Genomic DNA, 23261 nt, shown 5'->3' on the forward strand with positions numbered 1-23261 from the left:
GCGGTAGGCGAGAGGGCTTTAATTTATCCGGCACAAGAAGGGACCATGTTCGAGAGCCTGCAAGACCGCTTAGAGTCCGTATTCAAGAAGATACGCGGCCACGCGCGCCTGGACGAAAACAACGTTCAGGAAGCCCTGCGCGAGGTGCGCCTTGCGCTCCTCGAAGCCGACGTCAACTTCAAGGTGGTCAAGGCCTTCATCGAGCGCGTGCGCGAGCGCGCCCTCGGCCAGGACGTGATGAAATCCCTCACGCCCGGGCAGATGGTGGTCAAGATCGTCCACGACGAAATCCTCGCCCTGCTCGGCGGCGAGGCCCAGACCGTGGACTTCCGCGCCAAGCCCCTCATCATCATGATGACCGGCCTGCAGGGCTCGGGCAAGACCACCACCACCTCCAAGCTGGCCCTGTGGCTGCGCCGCCAGCACAAGCGCAAGCCCTACCTGGTCCCGGCGGACGTCTACCGCCCCGCGGCCATCGACCAGCTGCACAAGCTGGCCTCCCAGCTGGATTTCCCGGCCTATCCCTCCACGCCGGACATGAACCCCGTGGACATCTGCCGCAACGCGGTGGAAGAGGCCGCGCGTCAGGGCCTGGACGTCATCATCCTGGACACCGCGGGCCGCCTGCACATCGACGAGCCCCTCATGGCGGAGCTGGCGGCCATCAAGGCGGCCGTCAACCCCAACGAGATTTTGTTCGTTGCCGACGCCATGACCGGCCAGGACGCCGTGACCGTGGCCGAGAGCTTCAACGACCGCCTGGACATCACCGGCGTCGTGCTCACCAAGATGGACGGCGACGCGCGCGGCGGCGCGGCCCTCTCCATCAAGGAAGTGACGGGCAAGCCCATCAAGTTCGTGGGCATGGGCGAGAAGGCCTCCGACCTGGAGATCTTCCACCCGGACCGCATCGCCTCGCGCATCCTGGGCATGGGCGACATCCTCTCGCTCATCGAGAAGGCCCAGGAGGAGTTCGACGCGGGCGAGGCCCAGGAGATGGAGCGCAAGCTCCGCCAGGCCCAGTTCACCCTGGACGACTTCCGCACCCAGATGCGCCGGGTGAAGAAACTCGGGTCTCTGGAGTCCATCCTCAAGATGATCCCGGGCATGGGCAAGCTCACCAAGCAGCTCGGCGACATCCAGATGCCCGAGAAGGAGATGGCCCGCCTGGAGGCCATCATCGGCTCCATGACCAAGCGCGAGCGCGTGGAGCCCAAGATCATCAACCAGAGCCGCAAGGAGCGCATCGCCAAGGGCTCCGGCGTGCAGGTGGGCGACGTCACGGCGCTGCTCAAGAATTTCGAGCAGATGCGCATGATGATGCAGCGCATGATGGGCGGCGGCAAGATGCCCGCAATGCCCGGCGGGCGCATGCCCATGGGCGCTATGCCCGGCATGGCCGGCATGGCCCAGGCCATGTCCGGCAAGGGCAGCGCCACCAAGAAGAAAAAGAACAAGGACAAGCGCAAGAAGAAAAAGCGCTAGGCGGCCTGCCCGCGCGCCGGATCGTCGCCGTGGCGGGCTTGCCAGAACTCTAAAACACGTTACATATCCTCATCGGGGGTGAATGAACCATGGCCATGAAGATCAGACTGACCAGAATGGGCAGCAAGAAACGTCCCTTCTACCGCATTGTCGCAATGGACAGCGCTACCCGCCGCGACGGCCGCGCCCTTGACTACGTGGGGCACTACAACCCCATGGTGGAGCCCGCCGAAGTTGTGGTGGACGCCGACAAGCTGAAATACTGGGTCGAGCGCGGCGCGCAGCCCACCGACACCGTCAAGGCGCTGCTGCGCAAGGCCGGCTCGAGCAACTAGTCCCAGCGGGCATGCGGCGCCGGGACGCGTGACCAACACGCGGAGGTGCCACGATTATGCTGAAGGATCTCATAGAGTACGTCGCCAAGTCGTTGGTGGATAACCCGGAACAGGTCCAGGTGAACGAGGTCGAGGGCGAACAGACGTCCGTCATCGAACTCAAGGTCGCCAAGGAGGACCTAGGCAAGGTTATCGGCAAGCAGGGCCGCACGGCCCGCGCCATGCGCACCATACTCGGCGCGGCTTCCACCAAGGCGCGCAAGCGCTCAGTGCTGGAAATCCTGGAATAGGCGGAGCCCCTCCACCCGGAGGGGCTCGCTTTCCCTTTTTCTTTCTGGAGGCTCCCGAATTGGCCGCGAAAGACATGGTGGTCATCGGCGAGGTCGTCAAGCCTCACGGAATCCGGGGGGAGTTCAGCGTGGAGAACCACGCGGACTCCCCTTCGCTCTACGCGCCCGGCGGCAAGCTGTGGCTGCGCCCCGCCAAGGGCGCGGACCGCGTCGTGGAGATTCTCACGAGCAGGCCTCACCAGGGCAGGATGCTGCTCACCATCAAGGGCGTGGCCGACCGCGACGCCGCCGAGGCCCTGCGCGGCTGCCAGGTGCTGGTGCGCGCGGAGGACCTGCCCGAACTCGATGACGACGAGATCTACCTGCACGAGATCGTCGGCTTCGACGTGGTGCTGCCCGGCGGCGAGCCCGTTGGCGTGCTGGAGGGCTTCATGGACCTGCCCGGGCAGGACGTCTGGGTGATCCGGGGCGAGGGCGGGCGCGAGATCCTGCTGCCCGCCACCGAGGAGACCGTGCCCGAGATCGACGCCACTGCCCGGCGCATCGTCATCGACCCGCCGCAGGGGCTCCTGGAGCTTTCGCAGCCGGGGGAATGAATCTAACGGGACTTGCGTTGGGCTCACAAAGGGCAGGCAGGCTTCCCTCCGGGTGCCTCCCCGCAATGGCGCGATGAACCACGTCGGGTCCGGCCCTGGCTTCAGCGCCGCCGAGCCGGGCGATGTTCTTCAAATACAGCGGACGGTTCGGCGGCGCTGAGGCCAGGGTCGGACCCTATTGCCAAGAGAGGCCTCCGGCGGCCAAAGGGAGTTCCTCCCTTTGGAATCCCATATAATTGTACGGCGAACGGCATGCGCTTCAACATCCTCACCTTGTTCCCGGAATTCTACGATTCCCCTCTCTCCTGCGCGTTGCTCGGCAAGGCGGTGGAGCAGGGCATCGTGGACTTCAACCTGGTGAACCCGCGCGACTTCGCCACCAACAAGCACCGCACCGTGGACGACCGCCCCTACGGCGGCGGCCCCGGCATGGTCATGATGCTCGACCCCCTGGCCGGCGCCCTGCGCTCCCTGGAGGCCCCGGGCCGCATCCTCATGCTCTCGCCGCGCGGCAAGCCCATGAGCCAGGCCCTGGCCCGCGAACTGGCCGCCGAACCGGCCCTGACCGTGCTCTGCGGCCGCTACGAGGGCATCGACGAGCGCCTGCTGGAGCTTTTCCCCATCGAACTGGTCTCCGTGGGCGATTTCGTGCTCTCCGGCGGGGAGTCCGCTTCCCTGTGCCTGATCGAGGCCGTCTCGCGCCTGCTGCCCGGCTTCATGGGCAAGGAGGAGTCCGGGGAGGAGGAGAGCTTCTCCCACGGGGTGCTGGAATACCCGCACTACACGCGCCCCGAGGTCTACGAGGGCCTGGGCGTGCCCCCGGTGCTCCTTGGCGGGGACCACGCCAAGGTGGCCCGCTGGCGCAGGGAGCAGTCCCTGGAGCAGACCATGGCCCGGCGCCCCGAACTGCTGGCCGAAGCCCGGCTGGACCCGCGCGACAGGGCGCACCTGGCCGCCATGCGCCGCACGCTGCCCGGCAGAAACCTGCACGTGGCCCTGGTTCACGGCCCCGTGATGAACAAAATGGGCCACACCGTCACTGTTTCCTTGACCAACCTCGACCTCCACGATATAGCCCGCATTTCCCGAACGTATGGTCTCGCGGGATTTTTTGCGGTCACTCCTTTGGAGGATCAGCAGGCCCTGGCGGCCACTCTGCTCGGTCACTGGACCGGCGGGGCGGGCGGCAAGGGCAACCCCGACAGGGCCGAGGCGTTCGGGATGGTCCGGGTGGTTTCCACCCTGGAAGACGCGGTGGCGGGCGTGACCGGGTCATGCGGCCAGGAGCCGCTGGTGCTGGCCACCAGCGCCCGGCCCGATGGCGCGCTGACCCCCGGCGGGGTTCGCGAGGCCCTGGAGGAGCGCCCCGTGCTCCTGGTGCTGGGCACCGGGTCGGGGCTGGCCCCCGAGGCCCTGGCCCTCACCCACGGGCTGCTGGCCCCGGTGAGGCCCTACGGCGGCTACAACCACCTGCCGGTGCGTGCCGCCTGCGCCATCCTGCTGGACCGTATTTTGGGCGACATTTTTTGAGCTTCCCCGTGAAGCCAGTCATAAGGAGACAGGCCATGAGCAACATCATCCGTCAGATCGAATCCGAGCATCTCCGCCTGGATATGCCCTCGTTCAAGCCCGGCGACACGGTGAAGGTGCATTTCCGCATCCTCGAGGGCGAAAAGGAGCGCATCCAGGTGTTCCAGGGCGCCGTGCTGCGCCTGCGCAAGGGCACCACCAACTGCACCTTCACGGTGCGCAAGGTCTCCGACGGCGTCGGCGTGGAGCGCGTGTTCCCCATGTACTCGCCCTTCATCGAGCGCGTCGAAGTGGTGAACGAGGGCAAGGTCCGCCGTTCCCGCCTGTACTACCTGCGCAAGCTCAAGGGCAAGGCCTCCCGCATCAAGTCCAAGAACGACTGGAACAACTAGGCCTTCGGCCAGCCCCTCGCGGGCGCGGCCTCCTTTGACTGCTCGGCGGCCCAGGCCGCCTTCCAGCTTCGAAGCCGACAGGGCAGGACCCCCTCCAGGGGGTCTTGCCCTGTTTCCGTTGCCTAGGAATGATTCCTCAAAAAGCGATTTCCCTTGCGCCTGCGCCACGTTTTCGGGCACATTTCAGCAAGAGAACAGGGGGAGACGTGAAAAGCGGACGGATCGGAGCGGGGTTGTTCGGCGCGTGGTTCGTGCGCCTTCTTGTGGCCCTCGCGCTGGCGCTTGCCGCTCTCCAGGCGGCATCCCCGGCCCTCACCGCCTATTGCGCACCGCAAAGCCAGGCTGCCAAGCCGAGGCCCGCCTCCATCACCGTCGTCATGGACGACAACTATCCCCCCTTCATCTTCCGCTCCAGCAGCGGGGAGCTCCAGGGCGTTCTGGTGGACCAGTGGAAGCAGTGGTCCGAGGCCACCGGCGTGGCCGTGAACCTGGTGGCCACCGATTGGGACAAGGCCCAGCAGATCATGGCCGAAGGCCGGGCGGACGTCATCGACACCATGTTCGAAACCGAGGCCCGGTCCAGGGTCTACGACTTCACTCCGGCCTACTTCCAACTGGACGTCCCCGTCTTCTACCATAAGACCCTGAGCGGCATCACCAACCTGGACTCCCTTCAGGGCTTCACCATCGGGGTCAAGGCCGGGGATGCCTGCGTGGACGTGCTCCGTGGGCGCGGCATCACCTCGGTGAAGGAATTCAGCAGCTACGAAGATGTCATCAAGGCCGCCCGCGACGGCGTGGTCAAGGTCTTCTGCGTGGATAAGCCCCCGGCGCTGTACTACCTCTACAAGTACAACCTGGACGACGATTTCCTTTTCGGCTTCACCCTGTACTCGGGCGAGTTCCACCGGGCCGTGAAGAAAGGCCGGGAGGACCTGCTGAACTTGGTTGAGAGCGGCTTCGAGAGGATTCCCCGCGCGGAGCTCGAGGCCATCAACCACAAGTGGATGGGCGTGCCCCTCTACAACTCCCGGGTGCGCAGCATGATCCGCTACGCCATGGCCGCAGTGGCGGTCTGCCTTGGGATATTGGGCGGGTTCAACGTCGTGCTCAGGCGCCGGGTGCGCGCCAAGACCAGGGAGCTCTCCGATCTGCTGGAGGCCCTGCGCATGAGCGACGAGCGCTGGCAGTTCGCCCTGGAAGGGGCCGGGGCCGGCGTGTGGGACTGGAACGTGGCCACCGGCAAGGTCTTCTTCTCGGACCGCTGGAAATCCATGCTCGGCTTCGCGCCGCACGAGCTGCGGGACAACTTCGAGCAGTGGCGGGAGCTGCTGCACCCCGAGGACCTGGAGCACGCCGAGCGGACCGTGCAGCGCTATCTCTCCGGCGTGAGCTCCAGCTACGTGCTGGAGCACCGCCTGCGCTGCAAGGACGGCCGCTACCGCTGGATTCTGGCGGTCGGCAAGGTGATGGAGCGCGACCCCGCAGGGGCGCCCCTGCGCATGATCGGCACCCACACGGACATCTCCGCCCGCAAGGACGCCGAGGAATCCCTGCGCCGGGCGCTCACCTTCAATGAGATGATCCTGGAGCATTCCCCCGTGGGCGTGCTGCTCTACGACGGCGCGGGCGGCGCATGCGTCATGGCCAGCCGCGCGGCGGCGGATCTGCTGGGCGTTTCCAAGGCGGAGCTGCTCGGGCGCACCCTGCATTCCGTGGAAGTCTGGAACGCGGCCGACCCGGCCTCCCCGGCGGGCAGGGCCCTGGCGGGGGAGGGCCTGCAGCGGGCGGACCTGCGCCTGCGCCGCACGGAAGAAGGCAGGGGAAAGGCGGAGTGCACCTTCTGCCGGATAGAGGTTGCGGGCGCGCCTTACCTTCTGGTCATCGCCGTGGATATTGACGAACGCGTGCGCATGTACACCATGATGGCCGAGACGGAGAAGATGATGTCCGTGGGCGGGCTCGCAGCGGGCATGGCCCACGAGATCAACAACCCGCTGGCGGGCATCCTGCAGAGCGCGCAGAACCTGCGCCGCCGTCTGGAGGCTGGCATCCGGGCCAACGAGAACGCCGCCGCGGAGGCGGGCTGCGGCCTGGACGCCATCCGGGACTATTGCTCCAGGAGGCGGGTGTTCGAGTTGCTGGACGCCGTGCGCGAAGCCGGGGAAAAGGCCGCCAGCATCGTGGCCAACATGCTCGAATTCAGCCGCAAGCCCGGGGCGGGGCACTTGCCGGTGGACATCGGCGTGCTTTTGGACAAGGCCCTGGAGCTCTGCGCCAACGACTACGACATGAAAAAGAAGTATGATTTCCGCAAGGTGGAGATCGTGCGGGAATACGCTCAGGGTATGCCGCATGTGCCCTGTTCGCCCACGCAGATCGAGCAGGTGGCCATGAACATTCTGCGCAACGCGGCCCAGGCCCTGACCTTGCGACGCGGCACGCCGGACGAGCGGCCGCCCAGGATAGTGCTGCGCACCGCGGTCGAGGCGGGCATGGCCCGCATCGACATCACGGACAACGGCCCCGGCATGGAGCCGGCCCTGCTCGGCAAGGTGTTCGAGCCCTTCTTCACCACCAAGGAGGTGGGCGAGGGCACGGGGCTGGGCCTTTCCGTGAGCTACTTCATCGTCACCAGCAACCACGGCGGTTCGATCCAGGCCAGCTCCACGCCCGGCGAGGGCACCACCTTCACCATCCGGCTGCCGCTCGGCGCACAAGGGCGGGAGGCTGCGGCATGATCGTGGGCATCGACGAGGCGGGGCGCGGCTGCCTGGCCGGGCCGGTGGTGGCCGGGGCGGTGATATTGCCTGAGGCGTTCGACCTGCCGGGCCTCACCGACTCCAAGAAGCTCACCGAGCGCGGGCGGCTGGCGCTGGAGCCCGCCATCAAGGCCCAGGCCGTGGCCTGGGGCCTCGGCGTGGCCTGGGCCCCGGAGATCGACCGCATCAACATCCTACAGGCCACCTTCGTGGCCATGGCTCGGGCCTTGGCCTTGCTGGGCTCGCGGCCCACGCTCGTGCTGGTTGACGGCGACAAGATCATCCCCAGCCGCCTGCTGCACATCCACACCCTGCGCCAGCGGGCAGAGGTGGAGGGCGACGCGCGCATCCCGGCCATCTCGGCCGCGTCCATCCTGGCAAAGACCTTCCGCGACCGCATCATGACCAAGCTGGAGAACCGCTTCCCCGGCTACGGCTTCGTGGAGCACAAGGGCTACGGCACCAAGGTTCACCGCGAGGCCATCCTGCGCCTGGGGCCGTGTGCGCAGCACCGCATGACCTTCAGGGGCGTCCGCCCCGAGCCCAAGGCCGTTCTCCAGGAGCGCCCGTGCCTGCCGGGCATCTGACCCTGGGCCGCGAGGGCGAGGATGCCGCCGAGAGCCTGCTGCGCCGGGCCGGGATGCGGGTGCTGGAGCGCAACTTCCGCTGCCGCACCGGCGAGCTGGATCTGGTGTGCCAGCACGGGGACACCATCGTCTTCGTGGAGGTCAAGACGCGCGGCCTGGGCAGCCTGGGCAGCGGGACGGACGCCGTGGACGGGCGCAAGCGGGGCAAGCTGATCCGCGCGGCGAGCGAGTTCCTTTCCGCCAGGGGCTGGTGGGAGAGGCCCTGCCGTTTCGACGTGGTGAGTGTGGTCTCCGACGGGGAGCGGCTCACGGCCGAGCATGTGCCGGACGCCTTCCAGGCGGATTTCGCGGCGGACGGGAAGGGCAGGGGACGGGGCGGAGGATGGCAGCCCTGGTAAGGCTGTGACCGCTAGATGACCACGTTGCCGATGATGCGCCCCTTTTCGGTCTGCTCGAAGGCGTGGCTCCAGGCGTTGACCGAGACGGGGGAGGGCGGCAGCGGGGCGCGCTCGAACCTGGCCACGGCGGCCTGCTGGGGGTCGCCCTGAACCAGGCCCCCTGCGTTGGCCATGGAGATATAGCCCGTGGAGTAGGCCGCGTCGCGTACGCTGTCGGTGGACATGGCCCTTCGATATCCCCCGCGCCATGGCCAGTCAAGCGCACTTGCAATCGGGGTGCGCGCATGTGATAAATCACCCATGAACGATTCCTCCGGGACACTCTGGATCGTGGCCACCCCGCTGGGGAATCCGCAGGATTTCTCCCCTCGGGCAAGGCAGGTCCTGGAACAGGCCGGGATGATCCTCTGCGAGGACACCCGCCGCGCCGCGCGCCTCTTCGCCGCCCAGAACATGGAGCAGCGCCGCTTCCTCTCCCTCTTCGACCACAACGAGCAAGGCCGCGTGCCCCAGGTGCTCGCCCACCTGGAGCAGGGCGGCGACGCCGCGCTCATCTCCGACGCGGGCACGCCCGTGCTCTCGGACCCTGGCTTCCTGCTGGTGCGCGCCTGCCGGGAGGCCGGGCACCCCGTGCGCCCAGTGCCCGGGCCGTCGGCGGTCATGGCAGCCCTGTGCGCCTCTGGCCTGGCCCCGCAGCCCTTCACCTTCCTGGGCTTTCTGCCGCGCAAGGCCGGGGACGTGCGCCAGGCCTTCGCCCGCTTCGCCTCCGCCGGGTGCACCCTGGTCTTCTTCGAGCGCAAGGACAGGCTGGGCAAGTCCCTGGCGGCAGCGCTGGAGGCCCTGGGCGAGCGCGAGTGCGTCATCGCCCGCGAGCTGACTAAGACCCACGAGGAGTTCATCACGGGCAGGCTCTCCGAACTGGCCGGCAAGGAGCTGGACCTGCTGGGCGAGCTCACCGTGGTGCTCGGCCCCGCGCTTGAAAGGGGCCAGGCTGCGGACGAGGATGTGGAGAGCGTGCTGGCCGGCGAGATCGCCGCCGGGGGCAAGCCCAAGGAGGTGGCCCGCAGGGCCGCGGCCCGGCTCAAGGGCCTCACGGTGAAGGAACTCTACGAACGCGTGCTGGCCGCGCAGGGGAGGGCTGGCGATGGGTGACCGGCTGCCCGAGGGCTACTGCCTGTGGGAGATGGAGGATGTGGGCTTCAGCGTGGGCCTCATCGGCACGGGGCCGGGCTTCCGGGCCATCCTGGACATCGTCTGCGGCCAGACGGCCGCCGAATTTCTGCCGCCCATGACCCTCACCGCGCTCTCGGAACCTGGCCCCGAGACCGAGAAAATGCGCGACCCCCGTGTGGCGGGCCTCCCCGTGTACCCCACCTGGCGGGAGATGATGGCCGCCCACCCAGACATCAACCTGCTCATCGAGCTGGCGGGCAAACGCCACACGGTCAAGCAGATCGTGAGCGAGCTGCCCGACGGCGTGGCCTTCATCGACCACACCGCCTCATTCTTCCTCTGCGCCCTGGAGAAGTTCGCCGAAGTCAACGCCCGCTGCCAGGCCAGCCTGGACAGCCAGCGCGTGCTGCTGCAAGCCATCGTCAACGAGGTGCCTGAGGACATCCTCCTGCTGGACCGACAGGGCCGCGTGGTGGACGCCAACCGCAACGTGGAGGCGCGGCTCGGCCTTCCCAAGGAGGCCTTCCTGGGCAAGCCCTGCTACGAGGTGCAGGCCGTGCGCGACGACATGCCCTTCTGCGATCCGGGGCAGCACACCTGCCCGTTCCACACCGCGCTCAGCACCGGACGGAAGGCCGAATCCCTGGAGACCCGGGTCAGCAAGGACGGGCGCATGCTCTATTTCAGGGAGTACGCCTACCCCATCTACGACGCCTCTCGCTCCATCGGCCACGTCATGGTCATGCGCCGCGACATCACCTCGCGCACGGAGTACGAGAAGCGGCTCCAGCAGAGCGAGAAACTCGGCGTGGTGGAGCGCCTCTCCGCCTATCTGGCCCACGAGATCAGGAACCCGCTTTTCGCCATCGGCGGGTTCACCAACTCGCTGCTCAAGTCGCCCAACCTCTCGGAGCGGGAGCGCGAGAAGGTGAAGATCATCCTGGAGGAAACCGCCCGGCTGGACGTGATCCTCAAGGACATCATCGGCTTCGCCAGGCCGGGGGCAGACGTGCCCGGCGAGGTGGACGTCTGCGCCGTGGTGCGCGAGGCCCTGGGGGTGATGCGCCAGGGCTTCATGCCCAAAGGCGTTGCCCTGGACTCGGAGGACCAATGCCGCGTGCCCAGGGCCGTGGCCCACGAGGACGTGCTGCGCCGTGCCGTGATGCACCTGGTGGCCAACGCGGTGGAGTCCATCGAGGGCGAGGGCAGGGTGGTGGTGCGCGTGGGCATGGACCAGGGCTTCGTGCGCATCGCCGTGTCGGACACGGGCAAGGGCATGCCCCAGGAAGTGCTGGAGCACGTGTTCAGCCCCTTCTTCGGCACCAAGCACAAGGGCTACGGCCTTGGCCTGGCCATGATCCGCAAGGCCGTGGAGGACTGGGGCGGCCAGGTGGAGATCGCCAGCCGCGAAGGGCACGGCACGGATGTGGTGCTGCGCCTGACGCCCGTGCCCGCGCTCGTCGGCGACGCGCCGGAAAAGAGTTGATGCGCCCGCCCGGCTTCACTATAGAGCATGTCCATGACGCACGCCGATCTTCTCAATCTGCCCAGGCTGTTGGAACGCCTCGAGGACGACAGGGAACTCCTGCTGGAGATATTCGACGTCTTCATCGAGGAGACCCCGGCCCGGCGGGAGCGGATCGGCGAGGCCGTCCAGTCGGGCGACCTGACCGCCGTGGTCCAGTGGGCCCACGCCCTCAAAGGCACCAGCGGCACGCTCCAGGCCGTGCCCCTCAACGAGATATGCTACAGGCTCGAAATGGCCGCCCGCGCGGGCGACGCCCCCCTCGCCCATTCGCTCATCCCCGTCGCGGTGGACCTGCTGGACCGCACCGCCGCCCACATCGCGGAGCTTCGCGCCGAAATGACCTCCTGACGGCCGGTTGCAAAATCCCCGCTGGCTGCGCTGCCGCAAGCTAGTCTGGTTCTCGCGTATGCCAACTACGCTTCGTTCTTGATTTTTTCATGCGCCTCGCCAGCGTGTTTTTTTGAGCAGGACGCGAATTCAAACCGTATCAAGGCCTGTTGGCTCCTTCCCCGCGTTCCCATCCGTTTTGCTTCGATTCCCTCAATTCGCGTCAAGGGAAATTATCGTAACCGGTTCGTGCGCAATTTTCGTAACCGGCGCATTGTTTCGTCTTCACCATCGGCGCGGGGCGCGGCTTCCCGGCCCTGGCGGGCCATGGCATGCTCATTGCTTTAGGCGTCTGCGCGCAAACGCGCGCCCCTGCCGGGCAAATGGGGACAACCCCCTCCAGGGCAGGCACAACTACGCGATATCCCGGCGAAAAGATGCCGGAAAAGGTGAGGAAGCCATGTTTCAGCTAGAAGGCGGAGCAGCAGGTCAGGGCATTCTGGAGCGTCCTCGCGTACACGGGCGTTTCCTGTTCCTCGGCGACAAGAAGTTCTTCATCAAGGGCGTCACTTACGGCCCGTTCCCCGAGAACGAGAACGGCGAGCCCCTGCCCGAGCCCGAGCGCGTGGCCGAGGACTTCCGCCTGATGCGCACCATCGGCGTGAACACCATCCGCGTGTACTACGTGCCGCCCAAGTGGTTCCTGGACACCGCCGCCCGCCTGGGCATCCACGTGATGGTCGGCATTCCCTGGCCCCAGCACCTCTGCTTCCTGGACCAGTGGGAAGTGAAGGAATCCATCAAGGACACCATGCGCGAGGCCGCCCGCGCCTGCGCCGGGCACCCCGCCGTGCTTGCCTACCTGATCGGCAACGAGATCCCCAGCCACATCGTGCGCTGGAGCGGCGCCAAGAAGGTGGAGAAGTTCCTGGGCAAGCTGGCCGCCATCGTCCGCGAGGAGGACCCCTCCGGCCTGGTGACCTACGCCAACTACCCCTCCACGGAGTACCTGAAGCTGCCCTTCCTGGACTTCCTGTGCTTCAACGTCTACCTGCACAACGAGAAGAGCTTCCGCGCCTACGTGAAGCGCCTGCAGAACGTGGCCTGCGACATGCCCCTGGTGCTCTCCGAGTTCGGCATGGACTCCCTGCGCCACGGCGAGGCCGCCCAGGCCGAGTTCCTCGACTGGCAGGTCATGGCCGCCTTCGAGGAAGGCGTCTCCGGCACCATGGTCTTCGCCTGGACCGACGAGTGGTACACCGGCGGGCACCTCATTGAGGACTGGAAGTTCGGCATCGTCGACGCCGACCGCAAGCCCAAGGCCGCCTTCGAGGCCGTGGCCAAGGCCTACGCCAACCCGCTGCCCCCGCTGCCGCCCAAGCAGCCCATGATCTCCGTGGTGGTCTGCGCCTACAACGCCGACTCCACCATGGAAGGCTGCCTGGCAAGCTTCCAGCATGTGGAATACCCCAATTTCGAAGTGATCGTGGTGGACGACGGCTCCACGGACAAGACCGGCGAGATCTCCGACAAGTACGCCGCCAAGTTCCCCTTCATCCACGTGATCCACCAGCCCAACCTGGGCCTGTCGGCCGCGCGCAACGTGGGCATGTACGCCGCCAAGGGCGACATCGTGGCCTACACCGACTCCGACTGCTACGTGGACCCCCACTGGCTGACCTACATGGCCTGGGCCTTCCAGGACGAGCGCTTCGCCGTGGTGGGCGGCCCCAACCTGCCCCCCATGGAGGATAACCGCACCGCCGCCTGCGTGGCCGTCTCCCCCGGCGCGCCCACGCACGTGCTGGTCACCGACGAGATCGCCGAGCACGTCCCGGGCTGCAACATGGCCTACCGCAAGGAAAACCTGATGGAGATCGGCGGCTTCGACGCGACCTACCGCGCCGCCGGCGACGACGTGGACGTGTGCTGGCGCCTGATGGACATGGGCCACCTGATCGGCTTCCACGCGGGCATGATGGTCTGGCATCACCGCCGCAACACCATCAAGGCCTACATGAAGCAGCAGAAGGGCTACGGCCGCGCCGAGGCGCTGCTCATGCCCAAGCACCCGCACCGCTTCAACGTGCTGGGCAACTCCCGCTGGGCCGGGCGCATCTACGGCGACATCTCCGGCGCGCTGCTCTCCACCCGCCCGGTGATCTACCACGGCGTGTTCGGCTCCGGCCTGTTCCAGACGCTCTACGAGCCCAAGGGCAGCCTGACCGCCTACCTGCCGCTCTCCTTCGAGTGGATGATGGCCGCCTTCGTGGTCCTGGCCTCGGGCTTCCTGTTCGCCCCCATGTTCGCCCTGGGCGCGCTGATGCTCGGCACCACCATGGCCTTCGTGTGCCACCGCGCCGCCCAGGCCAAGCTGCCCAAGCGCCACGACACCTTCTTCTCCCGCGTGATCATCGCCCTGCTGACCTTGGCCCAGCCCTGGGTGCGCGGCAAGGCCCGCTACCAGACCCTGATGGACCTGCGCCGCGCGGGCCGCAAGGGCGCCACCACCGGCAACATGGCCGTGCTCGGCCTGCCCGAGGAGGCCGCCCTGCCCAAGTACACCTTCTGGCAGAAGATCAAGGACACCTGCTCCATCTTCCGCCGGGGCCTGCGCTTCCACCGCTTCTTCTGGAACATCAAGTCCCTGGAACGCGAGGACGTGCTGGAGCACCTGCTGCGCGTGCTGCGCACCCTCAACGTGAGCCACACCACTGACTCGGGCTACGCCTCCTCCACCGCCGCCCCCTGGGACCTGCGCGTGGAGCCGGGCCTGATGGCCTCCATGAAGCTGCGCGTCACGGTTGAAAACCACGGCGGCGAGAAGCGGTTCGTGCGCCTGGCCGGGTCCATCGCCCCCACCGCCTTCGCCGTGGCCCTCACCGGCCTGACCCTGGCCGCCGCCGCGGGCTGCCTGGCCTTCGGAGCGCTGATCCCGGCCGCGGGCTGCGCGGGCGCCTCCCTGCTGTCCATCCTCTGGACGGCCAAGGGCATGTCCCACGGGGCCTCCATGGTCACCAAGCTGACCCAGCACCTGATGACCTGCAAGGCCGGCTGCTCCATGAGCGAGCCCGAGCACGCCAAGCCCGAGGCCGCCGAGGCACCCAAGGCCGAATCCGAGGCCGTGGCCGTGAAGCCCGCCCGCGAGCAGGCCGAAGCCGCCGAGAACGCCGAGGCCGTCCTTGTCCGCGAGGAGGCCGAGCCCGCCGCCGCCCGGACCACTGTGGACGCCCCGCTTCAGTAGATGACATCCTAGACGCTTGCGCGTATGACCCGAACCGGGCCGGAGGGGGACGCCCCCTCCGGCCCGCATGCGGTCAACCCCAACCTCCCGACATACATATATGGCCGTTTTCCTGAAGCTTCTGGGATATCTCGGGCCCTACAAACTCCTGTTCGTGTTCTGCCTGGCCCTGGTGGGCGTGCAGAGCGCCCTGGAGCTGCTCAAGCCCTGGCCCCTGAAGATCTGCGTGGACCAGATCATCGCGCACCAGCCCCTGGAGTTCTGGGGCTACTCCCTCTCACCGGATGTGGTCTCCGCCAGCACGCAGTTGGCCATCGTGGCCCTCTCGCTGGTTGGCATCCACTTCCTGGTGGGTTTCGTGCAGCTCGCCAACAACTACCTGACCATCCGCATGGGGCAGGACATGGTGCAGGACTTCCGCTGCGAGCTGTTCGACCACCTGCAGCGCCAGTCCCTGCTGTTCCACCAGACCCGCCCCACGGGCGACCTGCTCTACAGGCTCATGGGCGACACCTACTCGGTGCAGACCCTGCTCATGAACGGCGTGTTCACCACGCTCACCAGCCTGGTGCTGCTGGGCGGCATGTTCTTCGTGCTGCTGGGCATCGACTGGGAGCTGACGCTCTACGCCATGGCCGTGGTGCCGCTGCTGATCCTGGCCATCGCCTCGGTGACCAAGAAGATCGGCAACCTGACCTACGAGACCCACATGAAGGAGTCGCAGGTCTATTCCACGGTGGAGAACATCTTCAACTCCATCTCCCTGGTGCAGGCCTTCGCCCGCGAGGACGAGGAGCGCAGGCGCTTCGTGGCCGAATCCCGCCACAGCTTCGACCGCAAGCTCTCGCTCTATTCGCTCCAGACCGCCTACGGCTGGATCATCGGGGCCATCACCGCCGCCGGAACCTCCTACGTGCTCTACGTGGGCGCCACCCACGTGCTGGAGGGCGTGCTGACCACGGGCGAGCTGCTCATCTTCCTGGGCTACCTGGCCTCGCTCTACACGCCGCTCAACTCCATCGCCAACACCATGGGCGCCATCCGGGGCTCCCTGGCCCAGGCCCGGCGCGTGCTGGACGTGCTTGCCGAGGACAAGTCCGTGCCCGAGGCCCACGACGCCAAGCCCCTGGAGATCAGCTCCGGCCGGGTAGAGTTCTCGGACGTGACCTTCGGCTACGACCCATCCCGCCCGGTGCTGAACGATGTCTCCTTCTCCTGCCCTGGGGGCTCCACCGTGGCCGTGGTGGGGCAGACCGGCGCGGGCAAGACCTCGCTCATCAGCCTGTTGCTGCGCTTCTACGACCCGCAGAAGGGCGCCATCACCATCGACGGGCAAGACCTCAGGTCCGTGACGCTCAAGAGCCTGCGCCAGCAGATCGCCATCGTGCTGCAGGACACGCACCTCTTCCCCATGAGCGTCCACGACAACATCGCCTACGGCAAGCGCACCGCCACCCGCGAAGAGGTGGTCCGCGCCGCCACCCTGGCCAACGCCCACGAGTTCATCGAGGCCATGCCCGAAGGGTACGACACCAAGCTCGACGAGCGCGGCTCCAACCTCTCCGGCGGCCAGCGCCAGCGCATCTCCATCGCCCGGGCCCTGCTCAAGAACGCGCCCCTGCTCATCCTGGACGAGCCCACCTCGGCCCTGGACGCCGGGACCGAGGCGCTCATCATGGAAAGCCTGGACCGCCTGATGGAGAACCGCACCACCTTCGTCATCGCGCACCGCCTCTCCATGATGCGCCGGGCGGACCTGATCCTGGTCATCAAGGACAAGAAGGTCTGGGAGATGGGCACCTTCCAGGAACTGCTGGACAAGGGCGGGGAATTCGCCCGCCTGCACAGCCTGCAGTTCGCGCCCCTCAAGGAACGCGGCAAGCCCGCCCAGCCCGCGGAAGACGCCTTCTAGGCCCGCCCATGCCCCCGGGACCCAAAACGCCGTTTCGCATTTTCGCCGCGCTCGCGGCCGTGCTGTGCGCCGCGCTGCTCTCGGGCTGCGGCTCCACGAAGTACACCATGCGCCTGGAGGCCGACGCCGAGAAGGTGGACTTCGGCAAGAGCTACGTGATCCTGCCGGGCATCATGGAGACCAGGGCCGAAGACCCGCAGTTCAAGGCCGTGGCCGCCGCGCTGGACAAGATGCTCCAGGCCAAGGGCTACACCAGGGCCACGGGCGTGGACGCCGCGGACCTGGGCATCTACGTGGAGTTCGGCGTGAAGGAGACCATCGGGCCGCCCATGAGCGGGGGGGCATTTGCCGCCCCGTCGATGCCCGGGTTCGGCCACCCCTTCGGCCTGTTCGGCGCCGGGGGCATGGAGCGCGTCTTCAGCCGCTGGCTCACGGTCGAGGCCGTGGATTTCGCCCGCTACAAGGCCAACGACCCCAAGAACGTGGTCTGGAGCGTGAGCGTCACCAGCCGGGGCAGCACCGCCAGCCTGGAAAAGGCCATGCCCTTCTTCGCCGCCGCCATGGACGCCTATATCGGCCGCAAGGCCCACGTCACGCTGGAGGTGGACTCCCAGGCCAACGTGACCGAGGTCAGCTTCCCGCAAAAACACCATCGGAGCCGCTTCCCACAATGAAAAAACGCACCGTCATCGTCTCCGGCCTGGCCTGCACCTATCCCCTGGGCGGCGTCGCCTGGGACTACATCCAGTACCTGCACGGCTTCCACAAGCTCGGGCACGACGTCTACTACCTGGAGGACACCGGGGGCTGGGCCTACGACCCGTTCAACGTGACCTTCACGGAAGACTACTCCTATCATATCAAGTACCTCACGGATTACCTCACCGCCCTTGACCCGGATCTGGCCAAGCGCTTCTGCGTGCGCGACCCGGGCGACAACTTCCACGGCCTGAGCCGCGAGCAGCTGGCCGACGTGGTCAAGCGGGCGGACGTGGTGTTCAACATCTCCACCACGCTCTGGATGCGCGAGGAGTACCAGACCATCCCGGTGAAGGTGCTCATCGACTCCGACCCCATGTACACCCAGGCGGGCATCCCCGATTACCTGGCCGGGACCGCTTCCGAGAAGGACCGCAAGAACATCGACCACATGAAGATGCATGACCGCTTCTTCAGCTTCGCCGAGAACTTCGGCGGTGCGGACTGCATCATCCCCAAGGGCGTGTTCGACTGGCGGCCCACCCGCCAGCCCATCGTGCTGGACTGCTGGACGCCCCCGCGCAAGCCCGCCGGGGAGGCCTTCACCACGGTGCTCTCCTGGCAGCCCACGGAGTCCGGCCCGGTGATCGGCGGCGTGAAGTACGGGGGCAAGAACATGGAGTTCGCCCGCTTCATCGACCTGCCGCAGAAGACCTCCGCCACTTTGGAGCTGGCCCTGGGGCAGGGCAGGCCCCCGCGCGAGATGCTCATGGAGAAGGGCTGGAAGCTGGAGGACGGCTTCGCCAAATCCACCACGCCCTGGCTCTACCGCGACTACATCTGGGACAGTTTCGCCGAGTTCAGCATGGCCAAGAACGCCTACGTGGCATCGCGCAGCGGCTGGTTCAGCTGCCGCAGCGCCTGCTACCTGGCGGCGGGGCGGCCCTGCGTGGTGCAGGATACGGGCTTCAGCTTGTTCATGCCCACGGGCGAGGGCGTGCTGGCCTTCTCCACCGAGGAGGAGGCCCTGGCCGGGGTCGAGGCCGTCCGGTCGGATTGGGACAGACACTCCAAGGCCGCCCGCAAGTTCGCGGAGGACTGGTTCGACTCGGACAAGGTGCTCTCCAAGCTCCTGGGCGAGGCCCTGGAGTAGCTCCGGGCCGGAGCGTTTCCGCTGTCCGCCGCTCCGGGGGGCCGCTCCTGGGCTCAGGCAGGGGGCGCGGCGGGATGACGCGGGGCAGGGCGTCACGCCAAGCCCGACAGCGTCTCAAGCCGTGAACGCTCATTGCGCCGAAAGGTTCAACCATGCCCTTCCAAGCCAACGCCGACCGCTTCCTGGGCCTTGGCCAGGTCTACGACGCCCACCGCCCGGCCATGCCGGTGGCGGTGGCGGACCTGCTCTGCCGCTACACCCGGGTGAAGCGCCCCGCGCTGGTTGCGGACCTGGGCAGCGGCACCGGGCTTTCCAGCAGGGTCTGGATCGGCAGGGCGGATAGGATCGTAGGCATCGAACCCAACCCGGACATGCGCCGCCAGGCCGCGGCGGCCCTGCCGGACCTGCCCTGCGACAGCGAGGTGGAGTTCCGCGAGGGGCACTCCTGGGCCACGGGACTGGAGGATGGTTCGGTGGACATCGTGACCTGCTCCCAGAGCCTGCACTGGATGGAGCCGGAGCCCACCTTCGCCGAGGCCGCGCGCATTCTGCGGCCGGGCGGGGTGTTCGCCTCGGTGGATTACGACCAGCCGCCCAGCTTCGACTGGGAGGTGGAGGCCGCCTACCAGGAGATGACCCGGCGGGTGAAGGATTTCGAATCCCGCCCGGAATACTCCCGGGCCGTGCGCTGGGCCAAGTCCGGCCATCTGGAGCGCATCGCTCAGAGCGGCCGCTTCCGCTTTACGCGGGAGGTGGTGCTGCACGGCATGGAGCGGGGCGGGGCCGCGCGGGTGGAGGGCCTGGCCCGCAGCCTGGGCGGGGTCTCCACGCTGCTGGCCGCCGGGTTGAGCGAAGAGGCCCTTGGCCTGGCGGAGCTGATCGACACCGCCAAGCGCGTGCTTGGCGCGAACGTCATTCCCTGGCTGGTGGGCTACCGTATCCGGCTGGGGATCAAATAGCCTTCAACTTGATTTTTCATACCTTACCGAACACGAGATCATGACTACATACGCCCGAAGCATCATCGCCACTATTGCGGGGTCCAGGGGGATCATCCCCCTGGCGGGAGAGTCCAGAGAGGGCAGCGCCCTCTCTGGCCGCCGGAGGCCTCTGCCTCTGCTGCCTCTGCTCTTCATTCTTCTCCTTGTCCCTTCCCTCTCCCACGCCCGGGGCTGGTCCACCGCCACCGACGCGAACGGCGTCAAATGGCTGGTCACTCCCGAGCGCGCCCAGTTCTTTTCCCTGGGCGTGAACACCATCCACCCCGGCTCAAACGACGCCAAGGCGCAGGCGAACCAGGCCTACTACTTCGCCCACACCTATCCCGACAAGAAATCCTGGGCCGAGGCCGCTCAATCCCGGCTGACCTCCTGGGGCTTCAACACGGCGGGGGGCTGGTCCGACCCGACCCTGGACATGAGCCTGCCCATGATCCCGGAGATCGACCTGGGCCGTAACTCCAAGCTGCACTGGTACGACATCTTCGACCCGGCCATGCAGCCCACCGCCGACGAGGTGGCCGTGGAGATCACCGCCCCCTACAAGGACAACCCGCGCGTGCTGGGCTACTTCACTGATAACGAAGTGGGCTGGTGGAACGCGCCGCTGTTCCTGTGGCACCTTGAGCGCGGCTGGGCCTTCAGCTCCAAGCGGGAGCTGTGGCGGCTGCTCTACGACCGCTACGAGGGCAAGTGGGAGAAGCTGCTGGCGGACTTCGTGCCCGCGCCCGGCTTCGACAGCTTCGAGAAGCTCAAGGAGAGCGGGGCGGCCCTCAAGCTGCGCCCGGGCGGCAACGGCATCAAGGTCATCGGCGAGTTCACCTATAGGATCGCCCGGCGCTACTACGAGCTGGCCTTCCTGGCCATGCGCAAGGCCGACCCCAAGGCCCTGGTGGTGGGCGACAGGCTGCCGCTCTACTACAACCAGGACGCGGTGCTGGCCCAGCGCGGCTTCGTGGACGTGCTCTCCACCAACTACAATGTGGACTGCGAGGACGGCTGGGTGGCCCCGTACTACTTCGAGGGCCTGCGCGAGTTGAGCAACGCGCCGGTGCTCATCTCGGAGTTCTTCTTCGCCGCGGAGGAGAACCGCAGCGGCAACGCCAACAACGGCCACCTCATGCACGTGAAGACGCAGGAACAGCGCGCCAAGGGGGCGTCGGCGGCCATGCGCAACTTCGCCTCCTTCCCCAACGTGGCGGCCGCGCACTGGTTCCAGTTCGCGGACGAGCCCACGGGCGGGCGCAGCGACGGCGAGGACTTCAACATGGGCCTGGTGGACATCCACGACAAACCCTACGAACTGCTCACCGAGGGCTTCACCAAGACCAACGCGGCGGTCCCGGCCATCCATGCGGCGAGCCGCTGGGAGCGCGCCCCGGGCAACGGGCTGGAGACGGTGATCCTGCGCACGCCCGAACCCAAGAGCGTCACGGACGGCTCACTGCTGGACTGGCCGGACAAGCGCGGCACGCGCCTGCTCGGCTTCACCGCGCCCAAGCCCTACGTGCCCTTCGGTGACTTCCACCTGGCCTGGGGACCGGAGGGGCTCTACTTCGTGAACATCGCGGGCAACTACGTGGACCTCTCCCTGCTGGACTATCAGGGCGAGTTCCCCTTGAGCGAAACCTACCAAATCATTATAACTGCGGATGCGGGCGCAGGCCCGCGCAGCTTCGGGGTGCACCTGGCGCCCAGGCCGCACAGCGTCTGGCCGGGCCGCTACGAGATCACGGCCCAGCTCTGGCGCTACGAGGACGGCAAGCCCGTGGAGCGCCTCGGCCCGGAGCTGGGCAAGGCGCAGGGCGGCGAGCTGGTGCAGGCCCTGGACAAGCCCCTGCCGCACATCCAGGTGGAGGGGCTCCTGCCCGCGAAGCTGCTGGGCGTGGAGAAGCTGGAGCCGGGCCAAAAGATGGCCCTCTCCATCCGGGCGACGAATTTCTACCGGGAACTGACCATGACCTGGAACGGGCGCGAGGTCGTGCTCGGCCAGGCCGAGGATAACGCGGGAGCCACGCAATGAAAGGCAACATCCTGGTGACGGGCGGCGCGGGCTACATCGGCTCGCACACCTGCAAGGCCCTCAAGCAGGCCGGGTACGAGCCCATAACCTACGACAACATGGTCTACGGCCACGAGTGGGCCGTGAAATGGGGGCCGCTCATCAAGGGCGACATCCTGGACGGCGAAAAGCTCGACCAGGTGTTCAAGCAGTACGAACCCCTGGCCGTGCTGCACTTCGCGGCCTTCGCCTACGTGGGCGAGTCCGTCTCCGACCCCGAGAAGTACTACCGCAACAACGTGGCGGGCACGCTCTCGCTGCTCTCGGCCATGCGCCGCGCTCGCTGCAAGAACATCGTGTTCTCAAGCACCTGCGCCACCTACGGCGTGCCCACGGAGCTGCCCCTGCGCGAGGACCACCCCCAGAAGCCCATCAACCCCTACGGCTGGACCAAGCTGATGATGGAGCAGACCCTGCGGGACTTCGACCACGCCTACGGCATCCGCCACGCCTGCCTGCGCTACTTCAACGCCGCCGGGGCCGACCCCGACTGCGAGATCGGCGAAGAGCACGACCCGGAGACCCACCTGATCCCCCTGGTGATCCAGGCCACCCAGGGCCTCAGGGGCCACGTGGAGATCTACGGCACGGACTACGACACCCCGGACGGCACCTGCATCCGCGACTACATCCACGTCACCGACCTGGCCGTGGCCCACATCCAGGCCCTCGAGTACCTCCAGGACAAGGACGAGAGCCTCATCGTGAACCTGGGCACCGGCAACGGCCAGACCGTGCGCCAGGTGATCCGCGCGGTGGAGAAGGTCTCGGGCAAGGTGACGCCCGTGAAGGAAGGCCCGCGCCGCCCCGGCGACCCGCCGGGCCTCTACGCCTACGCGGACAAGGCCTACAAGCTGCTGGGATGGAAGCCGCAATACGGCGACATCGAGACCATCGTGGGCACCGCCTGGAACTGGCACGAGAAGAAGCGCTGAGGCCTGCGGCCAGCGACGCGAAGCTATGACAAGGGGAGGAACCTGATGGTTCCTCCCCTTTTTTGCTTCCGCACGGCGGGGTATTGCCCGCAAAACGCTTGGGTTTGTTGCTGTTGTGCCGTATATCTCCCAAGAAGCGCGAACTTATCCGATACGGAGGCGTCAGGGATGTCGAAGCCCGAAATGAGCGTGTGCGGCGTGGACGTGAGCAAGATCCGCAACAAGAACGAGGCGCGGGTCGCCAAGCTGCTGGAGAAGGTGCTCTCCGAGACTCCCGGTTACCAGCCGGACCCCCTCGACGTGCAGGACATCTTCGCCCTGGCCCTGAACCTGCTGCCCTCGCGCTACAGGCAGTTCGGCACCATCGTGCTCTCCGAACCCGTGAAGGACTCCCACATCGAATCCGCCATCAGGCGCTCCATGCGCACCGTGCAGGAGCGGCCGCGCCACTAGGCCGCCCGGTCCGCCCGCACCTGGAGCTTGACCACGAGGGCCAGGCGCACTATGCCCCGGCCTCTTGATTACGGAGGTGCTGCCATGCGCGGCGACGATTTCAGGCGCGGCTCCTCGGGCTGCGACGACGCTTCCGGCGAGGACGCCGGCGAGACCACCCGGCCGGAGCTCATCCCGCAAACGGGGCGCGACAACATTCAGATGTTCTGGGAGTCCATTGGCATGAAGCCCGGGGACGACTGGAAGAACGAAGCCGCCGACGGCGAGGGCGACGCCGGGAAGTGATTCCGGGGTCGGCGGATTCCGGGATCGAACCCGGCAGGCGCGGCCCGCCGGGGGCTGGCCTCGAGGCCGCCGGGCTGGATTTTCGCGCGCCGGTGTGGAACAGTCCTTGGGCCGCCG

The 23261-nt window shown here is 67.2% G+C and carries 22 protein-coding genes; 21 read left to right on the forward strand and 1 reads right to left on the reverse strand.

What is annotated here, in order from left to right; all coding sequences use genetic code 11:
• The first annotated feature begins 45 nt into the window (after nt 1-45).
• From ffh to MLE27_RS04880, 9 genes are all read left to right on the forward strand, one after another.
• Nucleotides 46-1485, forward strand: a complete 1440-nt coding sequence (gene ffh / locus MLE27_RS04840; RefSeq protein WP_243310757.1) for a signal recognition particle protein — start codon at nt 46-48, stop codon at nt 1483-1485.
• 89 nt (nt 1486-1574) lie between these two features.
• Nucleotides 1575-1820 (forward strand): 30S ribosomal protein S16, encoded by a 246-nt coding sequence (gene rpsP, locus MLE27_RS04845; protein WP_243310758.1) that lies wholly within the window; start codon nt 1575-1577, stop codon nt 1818-1820.
• 56 nt (nt 1821-1876) lie between these two features.
• Nucleotides 1877-2110 carry a KH domain-containing protein gene (locus MLE27_RS04850; RefSeq protein ID WP_243310759.1) on the forward strand — a complete coding sequence of 78 codons (234 nt, stop codon included), beginning with the start codon at nt 1877-1879 and terminating at the stop codon, nt 2108-2110.
• A gap of 59 nt (nt 2111-2169) precedes the next feature.
• A complete protein-coding gene (rimM, locus tag MLE27_RS04855) occupies nt 2170-2706 on the forward strand; it encodes a ribosome maturation factor RimM (RefSeq protein WP_243310760.1) in 537 nt (178 codons plus the stop codon).
• 252 nt (nt 2707-2958) lie between these two features.
• A complete protein-coding gene (gene trmD, locus MLE27_RS04860) occupies nt 2959-4236 on the forward strand; it encodes a tRNA (guanosine(37)-N1)-methyltransferase TrmD (protein ID WP_243310761.1) in 1278 nt (425 codons plus the stop codon).
• A gap of 35 nt (nt 4237-4271) precedes the next feature.
• Nucleotides 4272-4628: a 50S ribosomal protein L19 gene (gene rplS / locus MLE27_RS04865; protein WP_243310762.1), complete on the forward strand. Its 357-nt coding sequence runs from the start codon at nt 4272-4274 to the stop codon at nt 4626-4628.
• 206 nt (nt 4629-4834) lie between these two features.
• On the forward strand, nt 4835-7369 hold the full coding sequence (locus MLE27_RS04870) for a PAS domain-containing protein (protein WP_243310763.1): 2535 nt from the start codon (nt 4835-4837) through the stop codon (nt 7367-7369).
• Nucleotides 7366-7977 (forward strand): ribonuclease HII, encoded by a 612-nt coding sequence (locus MLE27_RS04875; RefSeq protein ID WP_243310764.1) that lies wholly within the window; start codon nt 7366-7368, stop codon nt 7975-7977. The genes MLE27_RS04870 and MLE27_RS04875 overlap by 4 nt, the downstream gene beginning before the upstream one ends.
• A complete protein-coding gene (locus MLE27_RS04880) occupies nt 7959-8375 on the forward strand; it encodes a YraN family protein (protein WP_243310765.1) in 417 nt (138 codons plus the stop codon). The genes MLE27_RS04875 and MLE27_RS04880 overlap by 19 nt, the downstream gene beginning before the upstream one ends.
• Nucleotides 8376-8386: 11 nt before the next feature.
• On the opposite strand, the gene MLE27_RS04885 is transcribed toward MLE27_RS04880, so the two are convergent.
• Nucleotides 8387-8599, reverse strand: coding sequence for a hypothetical protein (locus tag MLE27_RS04885; protein WP_243310766.1), 213 nt, complete (start codon nt 8597-8599; stop codon nt 8387-8389).
• 76 nt (nt 8600-8675) lie between these two features.
• Between MLE27_RS04885 and rsmI the strand changes: the two genes are divergently transcribed.
• The 12 genes from rsmI to MLE27_RS04945 all read left to right on the forward strand — a co-directional run bounded on the left by rsmI (nt 8676) and on the right by MLE27_RS04945 (nt 23144).
• The gene (rsmI, locus tag MLE27_RS04890) at nt 8676-9527 is read left to right on the forward strand and encodes a 16S rRNA (cytidine(1402)-2'-O)-methyltransferase (RefSeq protein ID WP_243310767.1); all 852 of its coding nucleotides are present in this window, start codon (nt 8676-8678) and stop codon (nt 9525-9527) included.
• Nucleotides 9520-11034, forward strand: a complete 1515-nt coding sequence (locus MLE27_RS04895) for a two-component system sensor histidine kinase NtrB (RefSeq protein WP_243310768.1) — start codon at nt 9520-9522, stop codon at nt 11032-11034. The genes rsmI and MLE27_RS04895 overlap by 8 nt, the downstream gene beginning before the upstream one ends.
• 33 nt (nt 11035-11067) lie before the next feature.
• Nucleotides 11068-11424 carry an Hpt domain-containing protein gene (locus MLE27_RS04900; protein WP_243310769.1) on the forward strand — a complete coding sequence of 119 codons (357 nt, stop codon included), beginning with the start codon at nt 11068-11070 and terminating at the stop codon, nt 11422-11424.
• A gap of 439 nt (nt 11425-11863) precedes the next feature.
• Nucleotides 11864-14647, forward strand: coding sequence for a glycosyltransferase (locus tag MLE27_RS04905; RefSeq protein WP_243310770.1), 2784 nt, complete (start codon nt 11864-11866; stop codon nt 14645-14647).
• A gap of 100 nt (nt 14648-14747) precedes the next feature.
• The gene (locus tag MLE27_RS04910) at nt 14748-16559 is read left to right on the forward strand and encodes an ABC transporter ATP-binding protein (RefSeq protein ID WP_243310771.1); all 1812 of its coding nucleotides are present in this window, start codon (nt 14748-14750) and stop codon (nt 16557-16559) included.
• Nucleotides 16560-16567: 8 nt separating this feature from the next.
• Nucleotides 16568-17233: a DUF4136 domain-containing protein gene (locus tag MLE27_RS04915; RefSeq protein WP_243310772.1), complete on the forward strand. Its 666-nt coding sequence runs from the start codon at nt 16568-16570 to the stop codon at nt 17231-17233.
• A complete protein-coding gene (locus tag MLE27_RS04920) occupies nt 17230-18411 on the forward strand; it encodes a glycosyltransferase (protein WP_243310773.1) in 1182 nt (393 codons plus the stop codon). The genes MLE27_RS04915 and MLE27_RS04920 overlap by 4 nt, the downstream gene beginning before the upstream one ends.
• A gap of 152 nt (nt 18412-18563) precedes the next feature.
• Nucleotides 18564-19370, forward strand: a complete 807-nt coding sequence (locus MLE27_RS04925; protein ID WP_243310774.1) for a class I SAM-dependent methyltransferase — start codon at nt 18564-18566, stop codon at nt 19368-19370.
• 40 nt (nt 19371-19410) lie between these two features.
• Entirely contained in the window at nt 19411-21432 is a 2022-nt protein-coding gene (locus MLE27_RS04930; RefSeq protein WP_243310775.1) for a hypothetical protein, read from the forward strand.
• The gene (gene galE / locus MLE27_RS04935; protein ID WP_243310776.1) at nt 21429-22406 is read left to right on the forward strand and encodes a UDP-glucose 4-epimerase GalE; all 978 of its coding nucleotides are present in this window, start codon (nt 21429-21431) and stop codon (nt 22404-22406) included. Before MLE27_RS04930 ends, galE begins: the two co-directional genes overlap by 4 nt.
• A 168-nt stretch (nt 22407-22574) precedes the next feature.
• Entirely contained in the window at nt 22575-22859 is a 285-nt protein-coding gene (locus MLE27_RS04940; protein ID WP_243310777.1) for a late competence development ComFB family protein, read from the forward strand.
• An 84-nt stretch (nt 22860-22943) separates the two neighbouring features.
• Entirely contained in the window at nt 22944-23144 is a 201-nt protein-coding gene (locus MLE27_RS04945; RefSeq protein ID WP_243310778.1) for a hypothetical protein, read from the forward strand.
• Nucleotides 23145-23261 lie beyond the last annotated feature (117 nt).

The sequence above is a fragment of the Fundidesulfovibrio agrisoli genome (assembly GCF_022808715.1).
Lineage (GTDB): Bacteria > Desulfobacterota > Desulfovibrionia > Desulfovibrionales > Desulfovibrionaceae > Fundidesulfovibrio > Fundidesulfovibrio agrisoli.

Excerpts from the sequence above, each read along its gene's own strand:
- MLE27_RS04915 (WP_243310772.1), top strand. The coding sequence starts at position 16,568 with ATGCCCCCGGGACCCAAAACGCCGTTTCGCATTTTCGCCGCGCTCGCG.
- MLE27_RS04925 (WP_243310774.1), top strand. The coding sequence starts at position 18,564 with ATGCCCTTCCAAGCCAACGCCGACCGCTTCCTGGGCCTTGGCCAGGTC.
- MLE27_RS04895 (WP_243310768.1), top strand. The coding sequence starts at position 9,520 with ATGGGTGACCGGCTGCCCGAGGGCTACTGCCTGTGGGAGATGGAGGAT.
- MLE27_RS04945 (WP_243310778.1), top strand. The coding sequence starts at position 22,944 with ATGCGCGGCGACGATTTCAGGCGCGGCTCCTCGGGCTGCGACGACGCT.
- MLE27_RS04910 (WP_243310771.1), top strand. The coding sequence starts at position 14,748 with ATGGCCGTTTTCCTGAAGCTTCTGGGATATCTCGGGCCCTACAAACTC.
- MLE27_RS04920 (WP_243310773.1), top strand. The coding sequence starts at position 17,230 with ATGAAAAAACGCACCGTCATCGTCTCCGGCCTGGCCTGCACCTATCCC.
- MLE27_RS04940 (WP_243310777.1), top strand. The coding sequence starts at position 22,575 with ATGTCGAAGCCCGAAATGAGCGTGTGCGGCGTGGACGTGAGCAAGATC.
- MLE27_RS04885 (WP_243310766.1), bottom strand. The coding sequence starts at position 8,599 with ATGTCCACCGACAGCGTACGCGACGCGGCCTACTCCACGGGCTATATC.
- MLE27_RS04930 (WP_243310775.1), top strand. The coding sequence starts at position 19,411 with ATGACTACATACGCCCGAAGCATCATCGCCACTATTGCGGGGTCCAGG.
- rpsP (WP_243310758.1), top strand. The coding sequence starts at position 1,575 with ATGGCCATGAAGATCAGACTGACCAGAATGGGCAGCAAGAAACGTCCC.
- galE (WP_243310776.1), top strand. The coding sequence starts at position 21,429 with ATGAAAGGCAACATCCTGGTGACGGGCGGCGCGGGCTACATCGGCTCG.
- MLE27_RS04905 (WP_243310770.1), top strand. The coding sequence starts at position 11,864 with ATGTTTCAGCTAGAAGGCGGAGCAGCAGGTCAGGGCATTCTGGAGCGT.
- rsmI (WP_243310767.1), top strand. The coding sequence starts at position 8,676 with ATGAACGATTCCTCCGGGACACTCTGGATCGTGGCCACCCCGCTGGGG.
- MLE27_RS04850 (WP_243310759.1), top strand. The coding sequence starts at position 1,877 with ATGCTGAAGGATCTCATAGAGTACGTCGCCAAGTCGTTGGTGGATAAC.
- ffh (WP_243310757.1), top strand. The coding sequence starts at position 46 with ATGTTCGAGAGCCTGCAAGACCGCTTAGAGTCCGTATTCAAGAAGATA.
- MLE27_RS04900 (WP_243310769.1), top strand. The coding sequence starts at position 11,068 with ATGACGCACGCCGATCTTCTCAATCTGCCCAGGCTGTTGGAACGCCTC.
- MLE27_RS04875 (WP_243310764.1), top strand. The coding sequence starts at position 7,366 with ATGATCGTGGGCATCGACGAGGCGGGGCGCGGCTGCCTGGCCGGGCCG.
- trmD (WP_243310761.1), top strand. The coding sequence starts at position 2,959 with ATGCGCTTCAACATCCTCACCTTGTTCCCGGAATTCTACGATTCCCCT.
- rplS (WP_243310762.1), top strand. The coding sequence starts at position 4,272 with ATGAGCAACATCATCCGTCAGATCGAATCCGAGCATCTCCGCCTGGAT.